The 17,878-nt window shown below is 53.6% G+C and carries 11 protein-coding genes; 5 read left to right on the forward strand and 6 right to left on the reverse strand.

Annotation, left to right across the window (positions count from 1 at the left end; genetic code table 11):
* Nucleotides 1-90 precede the first annotated feature (90 nt).
* The 5 genes from J7I43_RS18465 to J7I43_RS18485 all read left to right on the forward strand — a co-directional run bounded on the left by J7I43_RS18465 (nt 91) and on the right by J7I43_RS18485 (nt 10,941).
* Complete coding sequence (locus J7I43_RS18465) at nt 91-912, forward strand: glycogen/starch synthase (protein ID WP_262898778.1); 822 nt, start codon at nt 91-93, stop codon at nt 910-912.
* Between the two features lie 114 nt (nt 913-1,026).
* A complete protein-coding gene (locus J7I43_RS18470) occupies nt 1,027-2,409 on the forward strand; it encodes a DUF4270 family protein (protein ID WP_209147335.1) in 1,383 nt (460 codons plus the stop codon).
* 19 nt (nt 2,410-2,428) lie between these two features.
* Nucleotides 2,429-3,682, forward strand: a complete 1,254-nt coding sequence (metK, locus tag J7I43_RS18475; protein ID WP_209147336.1) for a methionine adenosyltransferase — start codon at nt 2,429-2,431, stop codon at nt 3,680-3,682.
* A 107-nt stretch (nt 3,683-3,789) separates the two neighbouring features.
* The gene (locus J7I43_RS18480) at nt 3,790-4,809 is read left to right on the forward strand and encodes a polysaccharide deacetylase family protein (RefSeq protein WP_209147337.1); all 1,020 of its coding nucleotides are present in this window, start codon (nt 3,790-3,792) and stop codon (nt 4,807-4,809) included.
* 258 nt (nt 4,810-5,067) lie between these two features.
* A complete protein-coding gene (locus tag J7I43_RS18485) occupies nt 5,068-10,941 on the forward strand; it encodes a PKD domain-containing protein (RefSeq protein ID WP_209147338.1) in 5,874 nt (1,957 codons plus the stop codon).
* A 73-nt stretch (nt 10,942-11,014) separates the two neighbouring features.
* On the opposite strand, the gene J7I43_RS18490 is transcribed toward J7I43_RS18485, so the two are convergent.
* From J7I43_RS18490 to J7I43_RS18515, 6 genes are all read right to left on the reverse strand, one after another.
* Nucleotides 11,015-12,175 (reverse strand): acyltransferase family protein, encoded by a 1,161-nt coding sequence (locus J7I43_RS18490; protein ID WP_209147339.1) that lies wholly within the window; start codon nt 12,173-12,175, stop codon nt 11,015-11,017.
* Nucleotides 12,175-13,002, reverse strand: a complete 828-nt coding sequence (locus J7I43_RS18495) for a carboxylesterase family protein (RefSeq protein WP_209147340.1) — start codon at nt 13,000-13,002, stop codon at nt 12,175-12,177. The genes J7I43_RS18490 and J7I43_RS18495 overlap by 1 nt, the downstream gene beginning before the upstream one ends.
* Before the next feature lie 13 nt (nt 13,003-13,015).
* Nucleotides 13,016-13,663 (reverse strand): TolC family protein, encoded by a 648-nt coding sequence (locus tag J7I43_RS18500; RefSeq protein WP_209147341.1) that lies wholly within the window; start codon nt 13,661-13,663, stop codon nt 13,016-13,018.
* A 62-nt stretch (nt 13,664-13,725) separates the two neighbouring features.
* Entirely contained in the window at nt 13,726-15,192 is a 1,467-nt protein-coding gene (locus J7I43_RS18505) for an O-antigen ligase family protein (protein WP_209147342.1), read from the reverse strand.
* Between the two features lie 123 nt (nt 15,193-15,315).
* The gene (locus tag J7I43_RS18510; protein WP_209147343.1) at nt 15,316-16,518 is read right to left on the reverse strand and encodes a glycosyltransferase; all 1,203 of its coding nucleotides are present in this window, start codon (nt 16,516-16,518) and stop codon (nt 15,316-15,318) included.
* Nucleotides 16,515-17,864, reverse strand: coding sequence for a lipopolysaccharide biosynthesis protein (locus tag J7I43_RS18515; protein ID WP_209147344.1), 1,350 nt, complete (start codon nt 17,862-17,864; stop codon nt 16,515-16,517). The genes J7I43_RS18510 and J7I43_RS18515 overlap by 4 nt, the downstream gene beginning before the upstream one ends.
* Nucleotides 17,865-17,878: the final 14 nt, after the last annotated feature.

Here is a 17,878-nt window from a genome sequence, read left to right on the forward strand (position 1 = left end):
GTTAAAAGTGACAATTTGGCCCTTTTTACCTAAATTTTTCGTAGTTTTGCAAGCCAAATTAAAAATAACTGCATTAATAATCAGCAATAAATGTCCACAAAGAAAAGAATTCTTTTTATTGCCCAAGAAATGTCGCCATACCTGGATCTGAGTGATTATGCGGCGATGGTCAATAAAATGGCGATTAAATCTAATGAGGCCGGTCTTGAAGTGAGGGTTATCATGCCTAGGTTTGGGAACATCAACGAACGAAGGCACCGGCTGCATGAAGTGGTGAGATTGTCCGGCATTAACATCGTGATAGACGGGGACGATTACCCCCTGATCATCAAGGTGGCTTCTTTGCCGAATGCAAGGCTCCAGGTCTATTTCCTGGACAACGAAGATTATTTCAAGCGGAAAGCCGTGTTTAACGACGACGACGGCACGTTTTACGACGACAATGCCGCGCGCATGATATTTTTCTGTAAGGGAGCGCTCGAGACCGTGAAAAAATTCGGCTGGCCTCCGGACATTATCCATTGCAGCGGCTGGATGACCTCGCTCATCCCCGTTTATCTCAAGACCGCCTATAAAAAGGAACCGGTCTTCGCCCATTCCAAGACCGTTTTCTCCCTTGAGCCGAACTCCTTCAAGGAAAAACTGGGCGCCAGCTTCCTCAAAAAAGCCGTGATCAGCAACCAGATCAAGGAAAAGGACCTTGATTTGTATAAGGACGGCACCAACGCGGCCCTCAATAAAGGAGCCGGTAAATACGCCGATGCCGTGGTGCTTACCAGCGACAAAGCGGATAAAAAGATCGTGGAGGAGCTGAAAGCAGAAAAAGGAAAGATCATTCTCCCCTACAAAAAGGACAATGAAGATCTCGCGGATTACATCCAGCTTTATCACCAGCTGTTAGGCGCTAAATAAGACGGAAAGACAAAAAATGAAAAGTTAAAACTGTAACGTGTTCATCGTTTCCTGCGTTTAACTTTCTATTTTTAGTTTTTCATTATAAGTCAACAAACCGTTCAATTCAATTACGTGAAGATCAATTTCAGGAACCTGGGCTTTGCCGCTGCTTTTTTAACTGCCCTTTATGCATTTTCCGGTTGTAATGAAGCTACCGTGCTCGGTAAGGACCTCATTCCCGGCGCGGACAAAGTGGTGGTAAAAGATACAACCATCAACACCCTGATCACCCACAATATCGCCAACACCGATTCCAGCATCTTCACCGGGCAGGATAATTTCGTAGGCGCGCTGGGCAGCTTTTATGACCCGCTGTTCGGCAAAAGCTCCGGCTTTTTATATACGCAGGTGGGCCTTCCCAAAGCGGAGTTCACTTTCGAAGGCACCGGCTGGACGGTCGATTCCGTGGTGCTGTACATCGGCTGCGATACCGTTTGGTACGGCGAGAACGCCCCGCAGAACCTGAAAGTGTACAGAATGAACGAGCCGGACTTCAAGATCGATTCCAATTACCGGTACGACCGCGCATTGTCTTACGACCCTACCAAACTGCTGGCTTCCGCCATGGTATACCCGGTTTACCCGAAAGACTCCATCGATATTTACGGCACCAAACAGGGGCCGCAGCTGCGCATCAAGCTGAACAACTCCTTCGGCAACGAACTGTTCCAGCAGCGTGCGGACGGTGCGTTTTTGTCCGATTCCGCCTTTAACAAATGGCTGGGCGGCCTGGCCATCGTGCCGGACACGACCCAGGGCGTCAGCAAAACCATGCTGTTTCCGAACCTGAATACGGGCGATACGCGCATCGCGGTATATTATAAAAACACCGAAAAAGATTCCATCATCGCCAACTTCCCGTTTGTGGGCAGCCCCGGCGTAGGCGGCAGCGCGCATGCGAACTTCTTCACCCGCAATTACACCGGCACCGAAGCAGGGAACAATATCAACACGAACAAACCCGGCGGCGACAATGTGCTGTACCTGCAGGAAGCGCCCGGCATTTACGCGCAGATCCAGCTGCCTGAGATAGAGAACATCCCGAAAGCCGTGATCAATAAGGCGGAACTGGTGATCACCGAGATCAACAGCGGCAACGCCGGCAGGGACGACCTGTTCTCCGAGCCGGACCGCCTGTTCCTCATGCGTTACATCACGCACGACAGCCTCGGGTTCATTATCGATTACGGCAATCCTTCACAGCCCGACCTGACTTACTTTGGCGGTAATAAAACTGTCATTAGTGACCTAGGCCCCTTCAAAGTAGTTCAATATAAGTTTAATATTGCACGGCATCTGCAGTTCATCCTGGACAAAAAACTGGAAAACTCGGTGCTGAAACTGGAAGCACTGTCCGGCCGTTACCCGATGGACATGAGGAGACTGAAAGCGGGCGGCGGCAACGCGACGCCTCCGGCGAACGTGAAGTTAAGGATCATATACACTCAACTATAATCATAAGAATCCAACTTTTATGCCTTATTTATTTACCTCAGAATCGGTGTCCGAAGGGCATCCGGACAAAGTGGCCGACCAGATTTCAGACGCCCTTATCGATAACTTCCTTGCATACGATATTACTTCAAAAGTAGCCTGCGAAACGCTGGTGACCACCGGGCAGGTGGTGCTGGCGGGAGAAGTGAAGTCCGACGCCTATCTCGACGTACAGGACATTGCGCGCGACGTGATCCGCCGCATCGGTTATACCAAAAGCGAATACATGTTCGAGGCAAATTCCTGCGGTATTTTCTCCGCGATCCACGAACAGTCTCCCGACATCAACCAGGGCGTTGAGCGCAAAAGCCCCGAAGAGCAGGGCGCGGGCGACCAGGGCATGATGTTCGGCTACGCCACCAAAGAAACTGAAAACTATATGCCGCTGGCGCTGGACCTGGCCCATAAGCTCCTCATCGAGCTGGCTGCCCTCCGCCGCGAAAATAAAGACATCAAATACCTGCGCCCCGACGCAAAATCGCAGGTAACCATCGAATATTCCGACGATAACCAGCCCATCCGCATCGACACCATCGTGATCTCCACCCAGCACGACGACTTCGACAAAGAAGCGGCGATGCTCGAGAAGATCAAAAAAGACATGATCGAGATCCTGATCCCCCGCGTGAAAAAAGACCTGAAGCCCGAGCTGCAGCAGCTGTTCACCGACAAGATCACTTATCATATCAACCCGACCGGCAAGTTCGTGATCGGCGGCCCGCACGGCGATACCGGCCTCACCGGCCGCAAGATCATCGTAGACACCTACGGCGGCAAAGGCGCACACGGCGGCGGCGCATTCTCCGGTAAAGATCCTTCCAAAGTAGACCGTTCGGCTGCCTACGCAACCCGTCACATCGCTAAAAACCTTGTAGCGGCAGGCGTTGCAGACGAAGTGCTCGTGCAGGTTTCTTACGCCATCGGCGTGGCCAAACCCTGCGGCGTGTTCGTAGATACTTACGGCACCGGAAAGGTAGGCCTGAAAGACGGCGAGATCGCGCGTAAAGTGGAGGAGATCTTCGATCTCCGCCCGTACGCCATCGAACAGCGCCTGAAACTGCGCAACCCGATGTACGGTGAAACCGCCGCTTACGGCCACATGGGCCGCGAAAGCAAAGTGGTGACCAAAGTATTCAACGCGGGTAAAAAGAACGAAAAGAAAGTAGACGTGGAACTGTTTACCTGGGAGAAACTGGACTATGTGGACAAAGTAAAAAAAGCGTTCGGGCTGTAAAGCCTTGCACCGCGAAACCATATGGAAAGAGAGGCCTGCACAGGTCTCTCTTTTTTTATGCGAATAGATCTGTTTGATTAATTTTACTGCCGTTCAATCCCCGCTTCATGCAATTCAAAAAACGACTTTTTTATACCCTTTCCACCGCCTGCCCCATCGGCCTGCTGCAGAAAGCGCCCGCTTCGAGGTTGTTATTGCCTTATCACCACCTGGTGAGCGACCGCGATGTGCCGCATATCGCGCATTTATATCCATATAAAGGCACGAAAGCATTTGAGGAAGACCTCGATTACCTGTTGAAACATTTTAATCCCGTGAGCCTGGAAGAAGTGATCGCCGCGAAGCGGGAAAACCGGCCGATGCGCGGCAATTCCTTTTTGCTGACGTTCGACGACGGTTTGCGGGAAGTGACGGAAACCATCGCGCCGATGTTGCGGCGCAAAGGCGTGCCGGGCGTGTTTTTCCTGAACAGCGCATTTTTGGATAACCGTTCGCTTTTTTACAAGTTCAAGGTCAGTCTTGCGATAGACGCGTTGCGGAAACAAACGCCGGGCCGTTCCGTTGAGACGGCGCTTGCGGAGGCGTTGCAGGCGCCGCAGGGGGAAGACGCGGAAATTTCGTTGCGGCGGATTACCTGGCGCAGCAGAACGTTGGCGGACAAGGCGGGTGAAATATTGGGCCTGGATTTTGACGCGTACCTGAAACATGAGAGACCTTTTATGACGCTGGATGAAGTAGGAGAGCTGGTGAAACAGGGCTTTTCGATCGGCGGGCATAGTATCGACCATCCCTATTACAAAGAATTAAGCCTTGAAGAACAAGTCGGACAAACCCTGGGGTCGGTAGACGTCCTGGCGAACCGTTTCGGTATCGGCTACCGTGTGTTCGCATTTCCGCATACGGATGCGGGCGTGAGCAGGGCGTTTTTCAAAACCGTTTTGGAGGGTGAAAACCCGCTGGACCTGGTGTTTGGCACCGGCAACCAGCAGCGTGACATGTTACCCGGTATTTTGCACCGTTTTAACTGTGAGCGGCCGTACGTGCCGATCGGTGAGAGCGTAAAGGGCATCTTATTGCTGAACGGTTTGAAAGCTCTTGCGGGCCGTGACGTGGTGAAAAGAAGGTAATATACATTAAGGAATTGTGAACTCTAACTCATTTAAGCTGAATCGACTATAAAAATGTTTGTTATTTAGTGTTATATGCATTATATTTAATTATGAATTATCGGAATTTTTATATTTGTTTTTCCGATGCCCTGTGGTATTAATTATTATTTTTGCAAACAGACGAATTTGAGAACAGTAAAATAGGTATGAGGATTTTTTACTAATTGTGTCCAAATTTTAACCGACTTGAAGAACCACCTGAACTTAAGCGCTGTATTGAAAAATACTGTAATCGCCGTTATTTCTATCCTTTTCCCCTATGCCACTGTATCCGCGCAGGGTAGCCAGGAGAAGATCACAGTAAACATCGCCCCGGGGAACACGACCGGTGCATGGTTGCATCTGCCGGGCGACTACGGTCAAACGACAACCAAGTACCCTTTGTTGATCTTTCTTCATGGCGTAGGCGAAGGCGGTACTGATGTGAACAAGGTATTAACGCATGGCGTACCGAAAGAGATTGCTGCAGGAGCCAACATGGAGTTCACCGTTGGCGGAAAACTTTTCAAATTTATCGTGGTGTCTCCCCAGATCCCCAATGGATGGGCCAGCGCCGGCATGGTGCAAAGCGTGCTGGACGACATTAAGCAGAGATACCGCGTGGATGCGTCGCGCATATACCTCACCGGCCTGAGCGCGGGAGGGTATGGTGTGCTGAATTATGTCGCTTCCGGGAAAAGCTATTCCGATAATCTTGCCGCTATCGTTCCCGTATCCACCGCTGCAATCGATGCCGATAAAGTGGCCGGTTTGTGTAACGTCGCCGCCAGCAATGTGCCCGTGTGGATGTTGTGCGGATCGTCTGACGGGTTTCTTTCCAACCAGGAAAAATACGTTGCGCAGATCAACAGCTGTAATCCGGCGGTAAAACCCAAAGGCACTACCTTCGCCGGCGGGCACGACGGCGCGTTCTGGTCTAAAGCCTACAACACCGCGCATACTTACCAGCCGCAGAACATTTACGAATGGATGCTGCAATACCAGCGCGGAAACGTAGATCCCGACCCGGAACCCACGCCACAGCCTCCTGTGGTTACTTTTGTTTCTTCCAGCATTACGATCAGGCTTCCCACTACTACGGCCGTAGGCGACGGCTCCGGTTCCACCGTACCGGGGAGCACTATCAGCAAATATGCATGGGCGCAGGTTTCCGGTCCCACCACCGCCACCATCCAAAGCCCAACCGCCGCAAAAACCAATTTCAGCAATCTTGCGGAAGGCACGTATAAATTTTCCCTGACGGTTACCGCCGCAAACGGTCTCAGCACCAAAGGAGAAGTGACCGTTACGGTTCAGCCCGCAACGGCACAGCCGCCCGTGGTCGCTTTCGCCGCTTCCAGCATTTCGATCAAACTTCCCACCAATACGGCCGCGGGAGACGGCTCCGCCTCCACCGCACCGGGAAGCACCATCAACAAATACGCATGGGCACAGGTTTCCGGTCCTTCCGGCGCAGCGATCGAAAGCCCCGCCGCCGCGAAAACCAATTTCAAAAACCTTGCGGAAGGCACCTATAAATTTTCACTGACCGTTACCGACGCGAATGGTCTCAGCACCAAAGGGGAGATCACCGTAACCGTTCAGGCGGCAGCGCCCGCTCCGGGCAGCGGCGGCTCCGTAGCCTGCGCAAGCTGTAAGCTGTTGATAGAGCCGGGCGCAGACGGCGGCGCGTATATCAGCGGCGATGGACGTGGCATCGGGCCGGGCGACACCGTATGCATCAAAGCCGGTAATTATTCGTACATCCAGTTCTTCAATTTCACCGGCTCCGCCGATAAACCGATCGTGTTCATCAATTGTGGCGGCCAGGTGAAAGCGGGCAACGGCGGTAACTACGGTATCATTTTCAACAACGTAAAATATTTCAAGCTGACCGGTTCCGGCAGTGGCGATAAATACGGGTTCCGTGTGGACGGTGTAACCAAAAAGATCAATACCGGCGTGGCCATGGGTAAAGGCTGTACCGATTACGAAGCCGAAAGGATCGAGATCACCGGTTCGGAAGCCGGCCTGATGGCGAAAGTAAACCCGGACTGCGATCCCGCCAACCAATACCCGAACTTCGCCATCCGCAACGTAAAACTGCACGACCTGTATATCCACGACGTGATAGGCGAAGGCATGTACATCGGCAACACCGCGCCAAACGGAACGCCTACCGATTGTAACGGTACCACGGTAGACCTGCTGCCGCCGCGCATCTACAACCTGAAGATATACAACGTGATCACGGAGAACACGGGCTGGGACGGCATCCAGGTGGCTTCGGCGCCGGAGAACGTAGAGATCTACAACAACAGCGTGTACAACTACGGCACCGTGAATAAAGGCAGCCAGCAGGCAGGCATTATCCTCGGCGGCGAATCCAACGGCCGGGTGTACAACAACAAAGTGATCAAAGGCACCGGCAACGCGATCGAAGTATTCGGCGTGGGGCTGTGTTATGTTTACAACAACATCGTGAGCGAAGGCGGCTTTGACGGCACCGCGGAAGGGCAAGACGCCGTTTTCGTGGACGACAGGCCCACAAAATACAACAACAAACCGCTGCAGGTTTACATCTTCAACAACACTGTCGTAAACTCAGCCAGGGATGCGATCCGCATTCTTAATTCCAAAGGCACCATCGGCTCGGGCAACCTGCTGTACAACAACCTGGTGATCAATGCCGGCTCTGTGGCGAAATACGGAGACCGCGGTTATATCAACATCGAAGCCGGTATCGATTATACTTCGGAGGACAATATTACCGGGGCGAACATCAATGGTTTCGGTTTTGTAAATCCAGGCGCAAAAGATTTTCACATCGGCGCAGGCTCGCCTGCTATCGATAAAGGACGTGACCTGAGCGCGTATTTCACTACGGACTACGACAGCGATCCCCGCCCGATGGGCGCGGCTTTCGACGTGGGCGCAGACGAATATACCGCGGGCGCGCCGGTGAACAAACCGCCGGTAGCCAGGGCGGGCAACGATATCACTATCACGCTGCCGGCTTCCACCGCAACGCTCGACGGCACCGGCTCCGACGATCCGGACGGTTCGATCTCTTCTTATCTCTGGGAGCAGGTTTCCGGCCCGAAGACCGCTACTATCGGGAACGGCTCTACGAATAAAGCGGCTATCACGAATATGACCGTAGCGGGCAGTTATGTTTTTAAACTGACTGTAAAAGACGATAAAGGCGTTTCCGCTTCAGACCAGGTAACCGTGACCGTTAACGCCGCTGCGGCGCCGCCCACCGCGAATGCCGGGCAGGACGTAACGATCACTCTTCCCGCGAGCACCACCACGCTCACCGGCAAAGGCACGCCCGCTTCCGGCAGCACTATTTCAACTTATGCGTGGACGCAAACCGCGGGCCCGGTAACCGGCACTATCGCCGCAGCTGGCAGCGCGAGCACTTCCATCAGCGGTTTGACGCAGGCAGGCACGTATACTTTCCGCCTGACCGTAAAAGACGATAAAGGCCTGACCGATACGGACGATGTGACGGTAACGGTGAACGCCGCGGCCAGCCAGCCTCCGGTAGCGGATGCGGGCAACAATATCACCGTAACGCTGCCCGCCACGCAGGCAACGCTTTCCGGCAAAGGCACGCCCGCTTCCGGCAGCACCATTTCTTCTTATGCGTGGACGCAAACCGCGGGCCCGGTAACCGGCACTATCGCCGCAGCCGGCAGCGCGAGCACTTCCATCAGCGGTTTGACGCAGGCAGGCATGTATACTTTCCGCCTGACCGTAAAAGACGATAAAGGCCTGACCGATACGGACGATGTGACGGTAACGGTGAACGCCGCGGCCAGTCAGCCGCCCGCAGCGGATGCGGGCGCGAACATCAGCATCACGCTGCCCGCCACGCAGGCCACGCTTTCCGGCAAAGGCACACCCGCTTCCGGCAGCACCATTTCATCTTACGCGTGGACGCAAACCAGCGGCCCGGTAACCGGCACCATCACCGCACCGAACAGCGCCAATACTTCCATCAGCGGTTTGACCGAGGCAGGCACGTATATTTTCCGCCTGACGGTAAAAGACGATAAAGGCCTGACCGATACGGACGATATGGTCGTAACCGTGAACTCGGCGGCCAGCCAGCCACCGGTAGCGGATGCGGGCAACAATATCACCGTAACGCTGCCCGCCACGCAGGCAACGCTTTCCGGCAAAGGCACGCCCGCTTCCGGCAGCACCATTTCAACTTATGCATGGACGCAAACCGCGGGCCCGGTAACCGGCACTATCGCCGCAGCCGGCAGCGCGAGCACTTCCATCAGCGGTTTAACGCAGGCAGGCACGTATACTTTCCGCCTGACCGTAAAAGACGATAAAGGCCTGACCGATACGGACGATGTGACGGTAACGGTGAACGCCGCGGCCAGCCAGCCTCCGGTAGCGGATGCGGGAAACAATATCACCGTAACGCTGCCCGCCACGCAGGCCACGCTTTCCGGCAAAGGCACGCCCGCTTCCGGCAGCACCATTTCAACTTATGCGTGGACGCAAACCAGCGGCCCGGTAACCGGCACCATCGCCGCACCGAACAGCGCCAATACTTCCATCAGCGGTTTAACGCAGGCAGGCACGTATATTTTCCGCCTGACGGTAAAAGACGATAAAGGCCTGACCGATACGGACGATATGGTCGTAACCGTGAATGCCGCGGCCAGCCAGCCACCGGTAGCGGATGCGGGCAACAATATCGCCATTACGCTGCCCGCCACGCAGGCCACGCTTTCCGGCAAAGGCACACCCGCTTCCGGCAGCACCATTTCATCTTACGCATGGACGCAAACCAGCGGCCCGGTGAACGGTACCATCGCTTCGCCCGGCAGCGCAAATACTTCCATCAGCGGTTTGATGCAGGCTGGCACTTACACTTTCCGCCTGACGGTAAAAGATAATAAAGGCCTGACCGATGCGGACGATGTGACCGTAACGGTGAACGCAGCGCCCAGCCAGCCGCCCGCGGCCAATGCAGGCGGCAATATCACCATTACGCAGCCCGCTTCGCAGGCGACGCTTACAGGCAGCGGTACCGCCGCTTCCGGCAGCACCATCGAATCGTATGCGTGGACGCAGACCAGCGGCCCCGCGACAGCCAACATCCTGAGCGCCGGTTCCGCTTCTTCCGGCATCAGCCAGCTGACGGAAGCAGGGCAATACACTTTCCGGTTAACCGTAACCGACGACAAAGGCCTTAAAGGAACAGACGATGTGACCGTGACCGTACAACCCGCTGCCAACCAGGCGCCGGTTGCCGATGCGGGAAGCGACCGCGAGATCGTGCTGCCCGTATCCACTTCATCGCTCGACGGCTCCGGCTCCCGCGATGCAGACGGGACCATCGCGTCTTACCGCTGGGTACAGATCTCAGGGCCGGTAACCGCTACCATCGTGAATAACGCGGGCGTTACCACAAACCTGCAAGGCCTCACCGCAAGAGGCACCTACGTATTCGAACTGACCGTAACGGACAATGATGGCGCGACTGCCACAGACCGGGTGACCGTAGTGGTAAATCCCGCGCTGCCCGTGTATGTTACCGCGCATGCGGGATCAGACAAAGTGCTGGTGCTGCCCGATTCGAGGGTTACGCTCAACGGTTCCACCTCCACCGGCACTAACACCACCATCACCAGCTATTCCTGGATCATTGCGGAAGGGAATGCGGACGGTTACCTCATTTCCGGCGGCAACACCGCAACGCCCGTGATCGACTTCACCAGGCGCGGCAGGTACGTGTTCAGGCTCACCGTGAAAGACGCGGCAGGCCACGAATCGAGCGACGACGTGGTGGTAGAGGTTACGGACAACGACAACGACAATCATTCGGAAGTGACGTTGAACATTTACCCGAACCCTGTGTCTACACAGCTTCGCGTAGAGATCAACTTGCCATCGCCGACTTTCGTTACCATACAGATCTTCAGCATTGGCGGCCGCAAGGAAATGGAAATTTCCCTGGGCAACATCCAGAACGTTCAGCGTTTCATTGATGTAAGCGGGCTGGCGGACGGATTGTATGTGTTGTACGTAACGGACAACAAACATTTCAAGGAAATGAAGAAGTTCGTAAAAGCGAATTAATACCGTCTTTTTTATAAACAGCGCGGCCATGCATCAATTGCATGGCCGCGTTCGTTTGGGATGTTCATTAAACTTACAGGCGCGTTTGCACTACTGCGTACCGGGTTTTGATCTTCAGGAAACGTTTTTCAAACATTTCGTAAGACACATAAGCCACGGCGCAGGTGAGCACAAGGCATGCCAGCGGGTATGATATTTCGTAAATGATCACATCGGGCGTGCGCCCGAAAAATTTCAGGAACACGATCAGCACGAGCTGGCATACAGGTGTATGGAAGAGGTAAATGCCGTAGGAAACTTTGCCGAGGGTTTTGAACAGCGGCTGCTCCAGGTGCAGTATGCTGTTGGGCGCCACGGCCATCAGCATCATGTAGCCGAACAGAACGGCGTGGATAAAATGATCGAAATATGTATTGCTGAGCGCTTCGATCTTGATGACGGAAAAAACGAACAGGAACGTGATGACCAGCACCACCAGCTGTACGACTTTGTTCATCAGTATGCTGAACAGCTTTTTGTATGATTCTTTGTGGAAAAGGAGATAAGCCGCGAACATGCCCGTTCCGAACAGCTCCAGCTTGTCGAACAGCAGCACATAATTGATGCCGAAGAGTTGGGGTGTGGTGAGGGAAGGGAAAAAATACGGCAATACGAGGCAGAGCAATTTGCTGAGGAAACCGATGCCGAGCATCAGGATAAATAATGTTTTCAGCCGGTTCCTGAACAGGGTGATGAGCAGCGGCCAGACCAGGTAAAACTGTTCTTCGATACAAACCGACCACGAGATCTCGACGATGCCTTTATTATAGGGGAAAAACGCCAGCTGGATATTCACTGCGAACAGCAGCAGGAATACCAGGTTGGTGATGATCGTGGCGAGACCGTAATCCGGGGCGACGCCGAGCATATGCAGCACGTAAGGCGCAAATAACACCATTGTGAGCCCGAAGGCAAAATAGAGCGGCCATATACGAAGGATCCTGCGGATGTAAAAGTTCCTGAAGTTAAGCGTGCCGGTGTCCTGGCGTTCTTTCATCAAAAGATAGCTGATCAGGAAACCGCTGAGCACAAAAAAGAGATTAACGCCCATTCTCCCGGTTTCGGCCAGGGCGCCGTCCATGAATTTCCACACATCCACGTTGCTTTCTTCCTTGAAAAACTGCGCGTGATGCAATACGACGAGGAATGCGGCGATAAAACGGATCGCATCCAGATTTTTGAAATAAACTCTCATTATTGGTCTTTAACTTTTCCCTGGTATCTGTCTACCCTGTGATATTGCAACATCCATTCGTAGATCGTATGAACACCGTCTGGTTTGGTCCTGGGGTCGTACAGCGTTCTCCAGGAATGATGTGTGAATCCTTCTATGACGGTCATTTTCGCCAGGCCTGGCGCATAAATGTTCGTACTGTCCGCATATGCCCGCGTATCTTCCATGAACCGGCCTTCGGAAGAGCCGGCGATATACCAGCAGTGTGTACTGGCTCTTGCCACGTTAGCGAACTGGCGGAGGTTCTTTTTGTCTATCGCGGCAACAGACATCGGCACCGCCGCGGCGATCCTGCCGGAAATAGCGGCCGATTCGGTGATGGCGGACACTACGCTCCAGCCGCCGGCGCTGTAGCCGGTCAGGTAGATCCTGCTACGGTCTACCCGGTATCTTTTTTCCAGGTCGTTCAGCAGCGTTATCACTTCACTGGGCCTGAAACCCCAGCTGGGAGACTGCGGCGCCACCACGATGAATTTGTAGGTTTTGCCGTCTTCCGGGCTGGCCGCCTGTATTTTCGACCCGTGGCTGATCCAGTAGGGAATGCCCTCGATGAGCAGTTTTCGCAGATCGTTGCCCGATTTGCTTTTCCCGTGGAAACAAATGATCAGCGGGTAATTTTTTTTGCCGCTCCGCTCATAGTCGTCCGGCAGATGGACCAGCGCGCCCACTTTTGTACGCTGCAGCAATTGTATCTTGATGCTGTCCATATTGATCTGGCCCAATGCGCTCAAAGGGCACAGCATACTGCAGATAAAAAATACCCGCAGGATATTGGTCGATATTTTCATATAGGGATTGTGCTTACTTGGCATTAATAACGTCGTCCAGGTTCACGCCGATGATCTCTTCCACCTCGAGTTTTGCGATGGCGATATCTCTTTCCAGCGTGATGATCTTGGCCTGGCCTTCTTTATACCGTTTAGAGGCGGCGTTGTATTCTTCGTAAGTAATGCTGCTGGTGGAATATTTGGCTTCAGCCTGTTCGAATGCGGCCTGGTCTTCGTCTACCGATTCCTGTTGCAGCTGCAGCAGCGCTTTGCTTTTTTCGTAATCCCTGTATTTGGAAAGCACCATCGCTTTGATCTGGCGGCGCGCGGTTTCCTGCTGGGCGGTGGCGATGTCCAGGTTCCTGCGTGCGATCTTTACATCGGAGCCTTTGCCGAAAAGGGAGCCGAGCGGTACATTAACGCCAACGTTCCACAGCGGGTAATACAGCTGGGTGCCGAGCTCGGCCTGGTCTACGAGTTTGAGGGTAACGGCGTTGAAGTTCGCGCTGGCGGTTATGTAGTTCAGCCAGTTAGACCCGGCTTTGTTCAGTTCAGAAACGGTTTTAGCCCTTTCGTAATCTCTTACTTTAACGGCAGGGTTGGCCATCGCCAGCTCCACGAGCCGGTCTTCGATGCTGGGTTTGCCTGCCGCGGGCTGGGTTGGTTGGGTTTGAGCGAACATAGGCAGGGAACATAACAAAAATGCTGTCACTAGAATGCTATTTTTCATGAGTTGCTGTTTTTTCAGGTTGTTTTATGTTGTTGTTTGCTTTCGATATTTCCCATGTTGATAATGACGGCCATGGCGCTGTAAAAGAACAGGCTTCCGGGCATCTGGCCGATGGCCACCTGGGCGTAGTTGGCTACGATATACGAGTAGAGGCTGGCCACGATACCGAGGTATAGCAGCCTGTAATCATTGTTTTTACTCCGGTAATAATTTCTCACGCCCATGTACAGCACGATAAAATAGATCAGGCAGGTAAGGCCCAGGCCAACGTAGCCGGTTTCGATGGCCGTGCGCAGGTAACCGCTGTCCGGCGGGAAGCCCGCCAGTGGATGGCCGGGGTTGTATTCAAGCCCCAGCACGCCGCTCGTGCAAACGCCCCCGCCGATGGGGTGATTAAGTATATAAGGCTGTATCCTCGCGCGGTTCTCGTCCCGCACGTTCAGCGATTCGTCGTCGGAGAACTCGAAGGTGGACCTGATCCTGTTGATCGTGCTGTTGCCGTAGAACGGGCCGAACACCAATGTGCAGAACATCATCAGGAAACCGATGGCGAACAGCATCGTTTTTTTGTTGGTGATCGTCATCAGGATGTAGACGGACAAACCTGAAGGGATCATAAAAAACGCCGTGCGCGTACCGGAATACGCCATGCCAAGGCTCATAAAAAGGATCGCGGCAACCAGGCCGATGCGGTATTGTTTATTGGTCGTATTCAGCAGCAGGATCACGCAGAACACCACGGTGTTGGCCATCAGGATGCCGTAAGCCGTGGGGTCGGAGAGGAAGGAGAACTTGCGGAAGTCTCCCCCCTGGAAATACAGTTTGTACCGGATCGGGTCGGACATTACCCAGTCAAGCTCGAAGCCCAGCAAACCGTGCCATTGCTGGAAGCAGCCATAGGCGCCGGCCAGGCCCGACAACACCACCCAAAGTTTGATGTATTCGATAATATCCTGCCGCGTTCTGAAAAGATGCAGCCCGATGAAATAAATCATCAGGAAGTTGAAGAACTTCCGCACGGTGAAGATCCATCCGTCGATGGAATCCATGGCCGGGTTGAACGCCTGCATGAACAGGTAACCCACATAGATCAGGTAGATGTAGGTGATGGGGTTTCCCGAATACAGCCAGAGACGTTCTTTGTACACGGATTTTTTCAGATAGATGCCGAGGAACGTGACCGCGATAAGCAGGTCTACCGCAACACCCATCGGTAATGCATCGTTCGTGAACCTTTTGATATAAAACACGAAGAAGCCGATCACCGTGGTAATGAAAAAACCGAGCTTGGTGTTGAACAGGCAGATGCTGGCAGCGGTAAGACCCAGTAATCCGCCGATAATGCCCAAACCGATCAGCTCGTTCTTGAACACGAGAAAACCGATCACGCCGGCCATCAGCGCCATCAATATGTACATCAGCGGCGTGTGGAGGAACTTCGCCGCCTCGAATGTTTTTTCTCTATATAACAATTTGTTCATCGGTCCGTTTTCAGAAAAAGATTGTTTTCAGGAAAAGGAAGATCATCGTAAACGCCAGGAAAGTAACCACCATGGCCGCCATGATCTTGTCGTTCGAAAATTTGTCGTCCTCTTTCATATCGGTCAGTTTGATCGGTTCAATGCAATAAATTTTTCACCCAGCGCCGCAATGCAGTTTTCCCAGGTATGGGAAAGCGCAAAATTCTTCCGTTTCACGGCCATCCCGTTTTCACGCCCCTGCTCGCCCAAAGCCGCGTCTATGCCCTGCTGGTACGATTCGGCGCCGTTGCAGAGGTATACGTAATCCGCAAACATGTGCATGGCTTCGGTATCGGTGGCCACCACGGGTTTGCCGAAAAAAAGATATTCGTCGATCTTCCGCGGATAATTGCCGATGGTCATTTCATTCACGGCCTGCGGGTTAAGGCATACGTCGAAACGGCTGATGTAGTCGCCGAGCTCGCCGGCCGGTTTGCTTCCGAGGAAGTGCACGTTGGGCAGCCGGTGAAGCCCGCTTGTTCTGAAAGTATCGTCTTCAGGGCCTACCAGCACGAAGCTGTACCCCGGCTTCGCCCGCGCGACATTTTCGATCAGGGTTACATCGAGCCTGCTGGAAATAAGCGCGCCCACGTAGCCGATCACCGGCCGGGAAATATTTTGCATGTCCCGGGGCAGGGGCCTGGGAGCGGTTTCGGTACCGAAGTCGCAACCCTGGCCGATATCATACGAATGTGCGTTGTATTGCCGCGCATAACGGGCGAGGTAGGCGGAGTTGGCCGCTACCATGGTGGCTTTGCCCATCAGCTGTTTTTCGAGCCGCGCGCCGTGGCGCTTGAAATACGGCTGGCTGGTAAGATTGTCCCTGATATAATAGATCGTTTCCGTTACGCCTTTCAGCATCTCGGGCAGGTAAAACGCGCGGAAAAAGTCGTTGTCGATAAACAGGATCGGGTCGCGGAAGCCCAGCCTGGCGGCCGCGCTGTTGATCTCGCGGGCGAGGCGTTTGTTGTTCACGCGGTTCAGCATGTCGAACAGGAACGCGAAGGGCACCTTGTTGATGGATTCCAGCACGGTCCTGGGGTCCAGTGTAAACAGCGAGCCGTTCACCACCTGGATGTCTGTCGTTTCGCCTTTCAGGCTGCTTTTCCGGCGCAGCGTTTTGGCGTCGTTGCCGGCGCGGAGAGCGGTGATGCGGTCCAGCGCGCGGTTCACATACAATACTTTGTTGTGGCGGGAAAGCTCCAACGCCATGTTTTTGCAATTGCTGCCGATCTCAATATCCCAGGGCTGCAGGCCCACCACGATGATATGACGGTTCCTGATCATTTTGTGCCTGGTTTAAGGATGAAACGTTGTCTGAATATGCGATACATTTCGGGGTAAAAACGGAACATATATTTCCAGATATTCACGGGGTTTATTTTCAGTTTGCGGATGAGGATCGTTTGTGTGATAGCGAGGCAGACCGCGTAAGAAAGCATGCTGCCGTACGCCGCGCCCATGATGCCGAAGAAGTGGCTCAAAGTGATGCAGCTCCCGATATTGAACACCGCGGTGAAAGTGATCACAAAAAAGTTCAGTTTCGGCTGGCCGATGGAATCCATGATGGTGCCGAACTGTTTGATGAAGGGGAGGAAGAGCCCGTAAAAAATGGTGACCTGCAGGATGGCCGCAGCTTCCTGGTATTCTTTCCCCGCGATGATGGTGAGCACCAGCCTGGGAAGCATCATTATGCAGAGACTTGCAGGCACTGCCAATGCCAGGATGACGCCCACCGCTTTTTCATAATAATATTTAACGCCTTCGAGATTGCCGGTTTCCATCATCTTCGCACTTTTGGGGAAAAGGATGTCGCCCAGTACCTGCGAAGGCACGTCTACCAGGTTGGAGATGCGCACGCATACGCCGTACAGCGCCACCGCCGAAGTGGAAACCATGGAGGCTACCACCACCTGGTCGGTGTTCCTGAAAATACTGGAACTGATGTTCGTTCCGAACACGTATTTACCGAAATGCCAGAGTTTTTTAACCCATTCGCCCGTGAGGTTCATACCGGTATGTAGGAATTTGCGTGCAAAGATAAACGACAGAACCGTTCCTCCTGCAATACCAAAGTTGTAGTACCAGATAAGATTTACGAGCTGGATATGACGTACCGTGAGCAAGTGCGCCACGATCAGGAAAAACGACAGACCCTGCCGCAGGCTGTATGCCCAAAAGATGCCCCGGAAGTCCGCATGTGCGTTCTGCAGCCATTCGAAGTGGGAGAAGGGGATGAGCAGCAGCAGGCCGGGGAGGAAAATGTAAATGATCTCGGACAGCTGCGGGGCGTTCAGCATCCGGCTGGCGGGGAAAATGAGCGCGGCCAGCAGCAGGCCGATCAGCAGGGTCACTACAACGTTGATGGCAAGCGCGGCCGACTGGATGCCGGGGTGCTCTTCACTGCCATGACTGTTGATATATTTGATCACCGCGTTTTTGATCAGCGACTGGCGTACGATCTCGATGATGCCTGCGAACAACAGGAACAGGTTCCAAACCCCCATGTCGGATTTGGTCAGCGACCTGGTGAGCAACAGCACGCTGCCGATGCCGAAAAGTAATACGGCAACTTTCTGCATCCCGCTGTAAATGCCGGATCTCAGCCAATAGGTGTATTTTGGTTCGCTCATTTTACTTGTTTCCA

Source organism: Chitinophaga chungangae, from assembly GCF_017742215.1.
Taxonomy (GTDB): domain Bacteria; phylum Bacteroidota; class Bacteroidia; order Chitinophagales; family Chitinophagaceae; genus Chitinophaga; species Chitinophaga chungangae.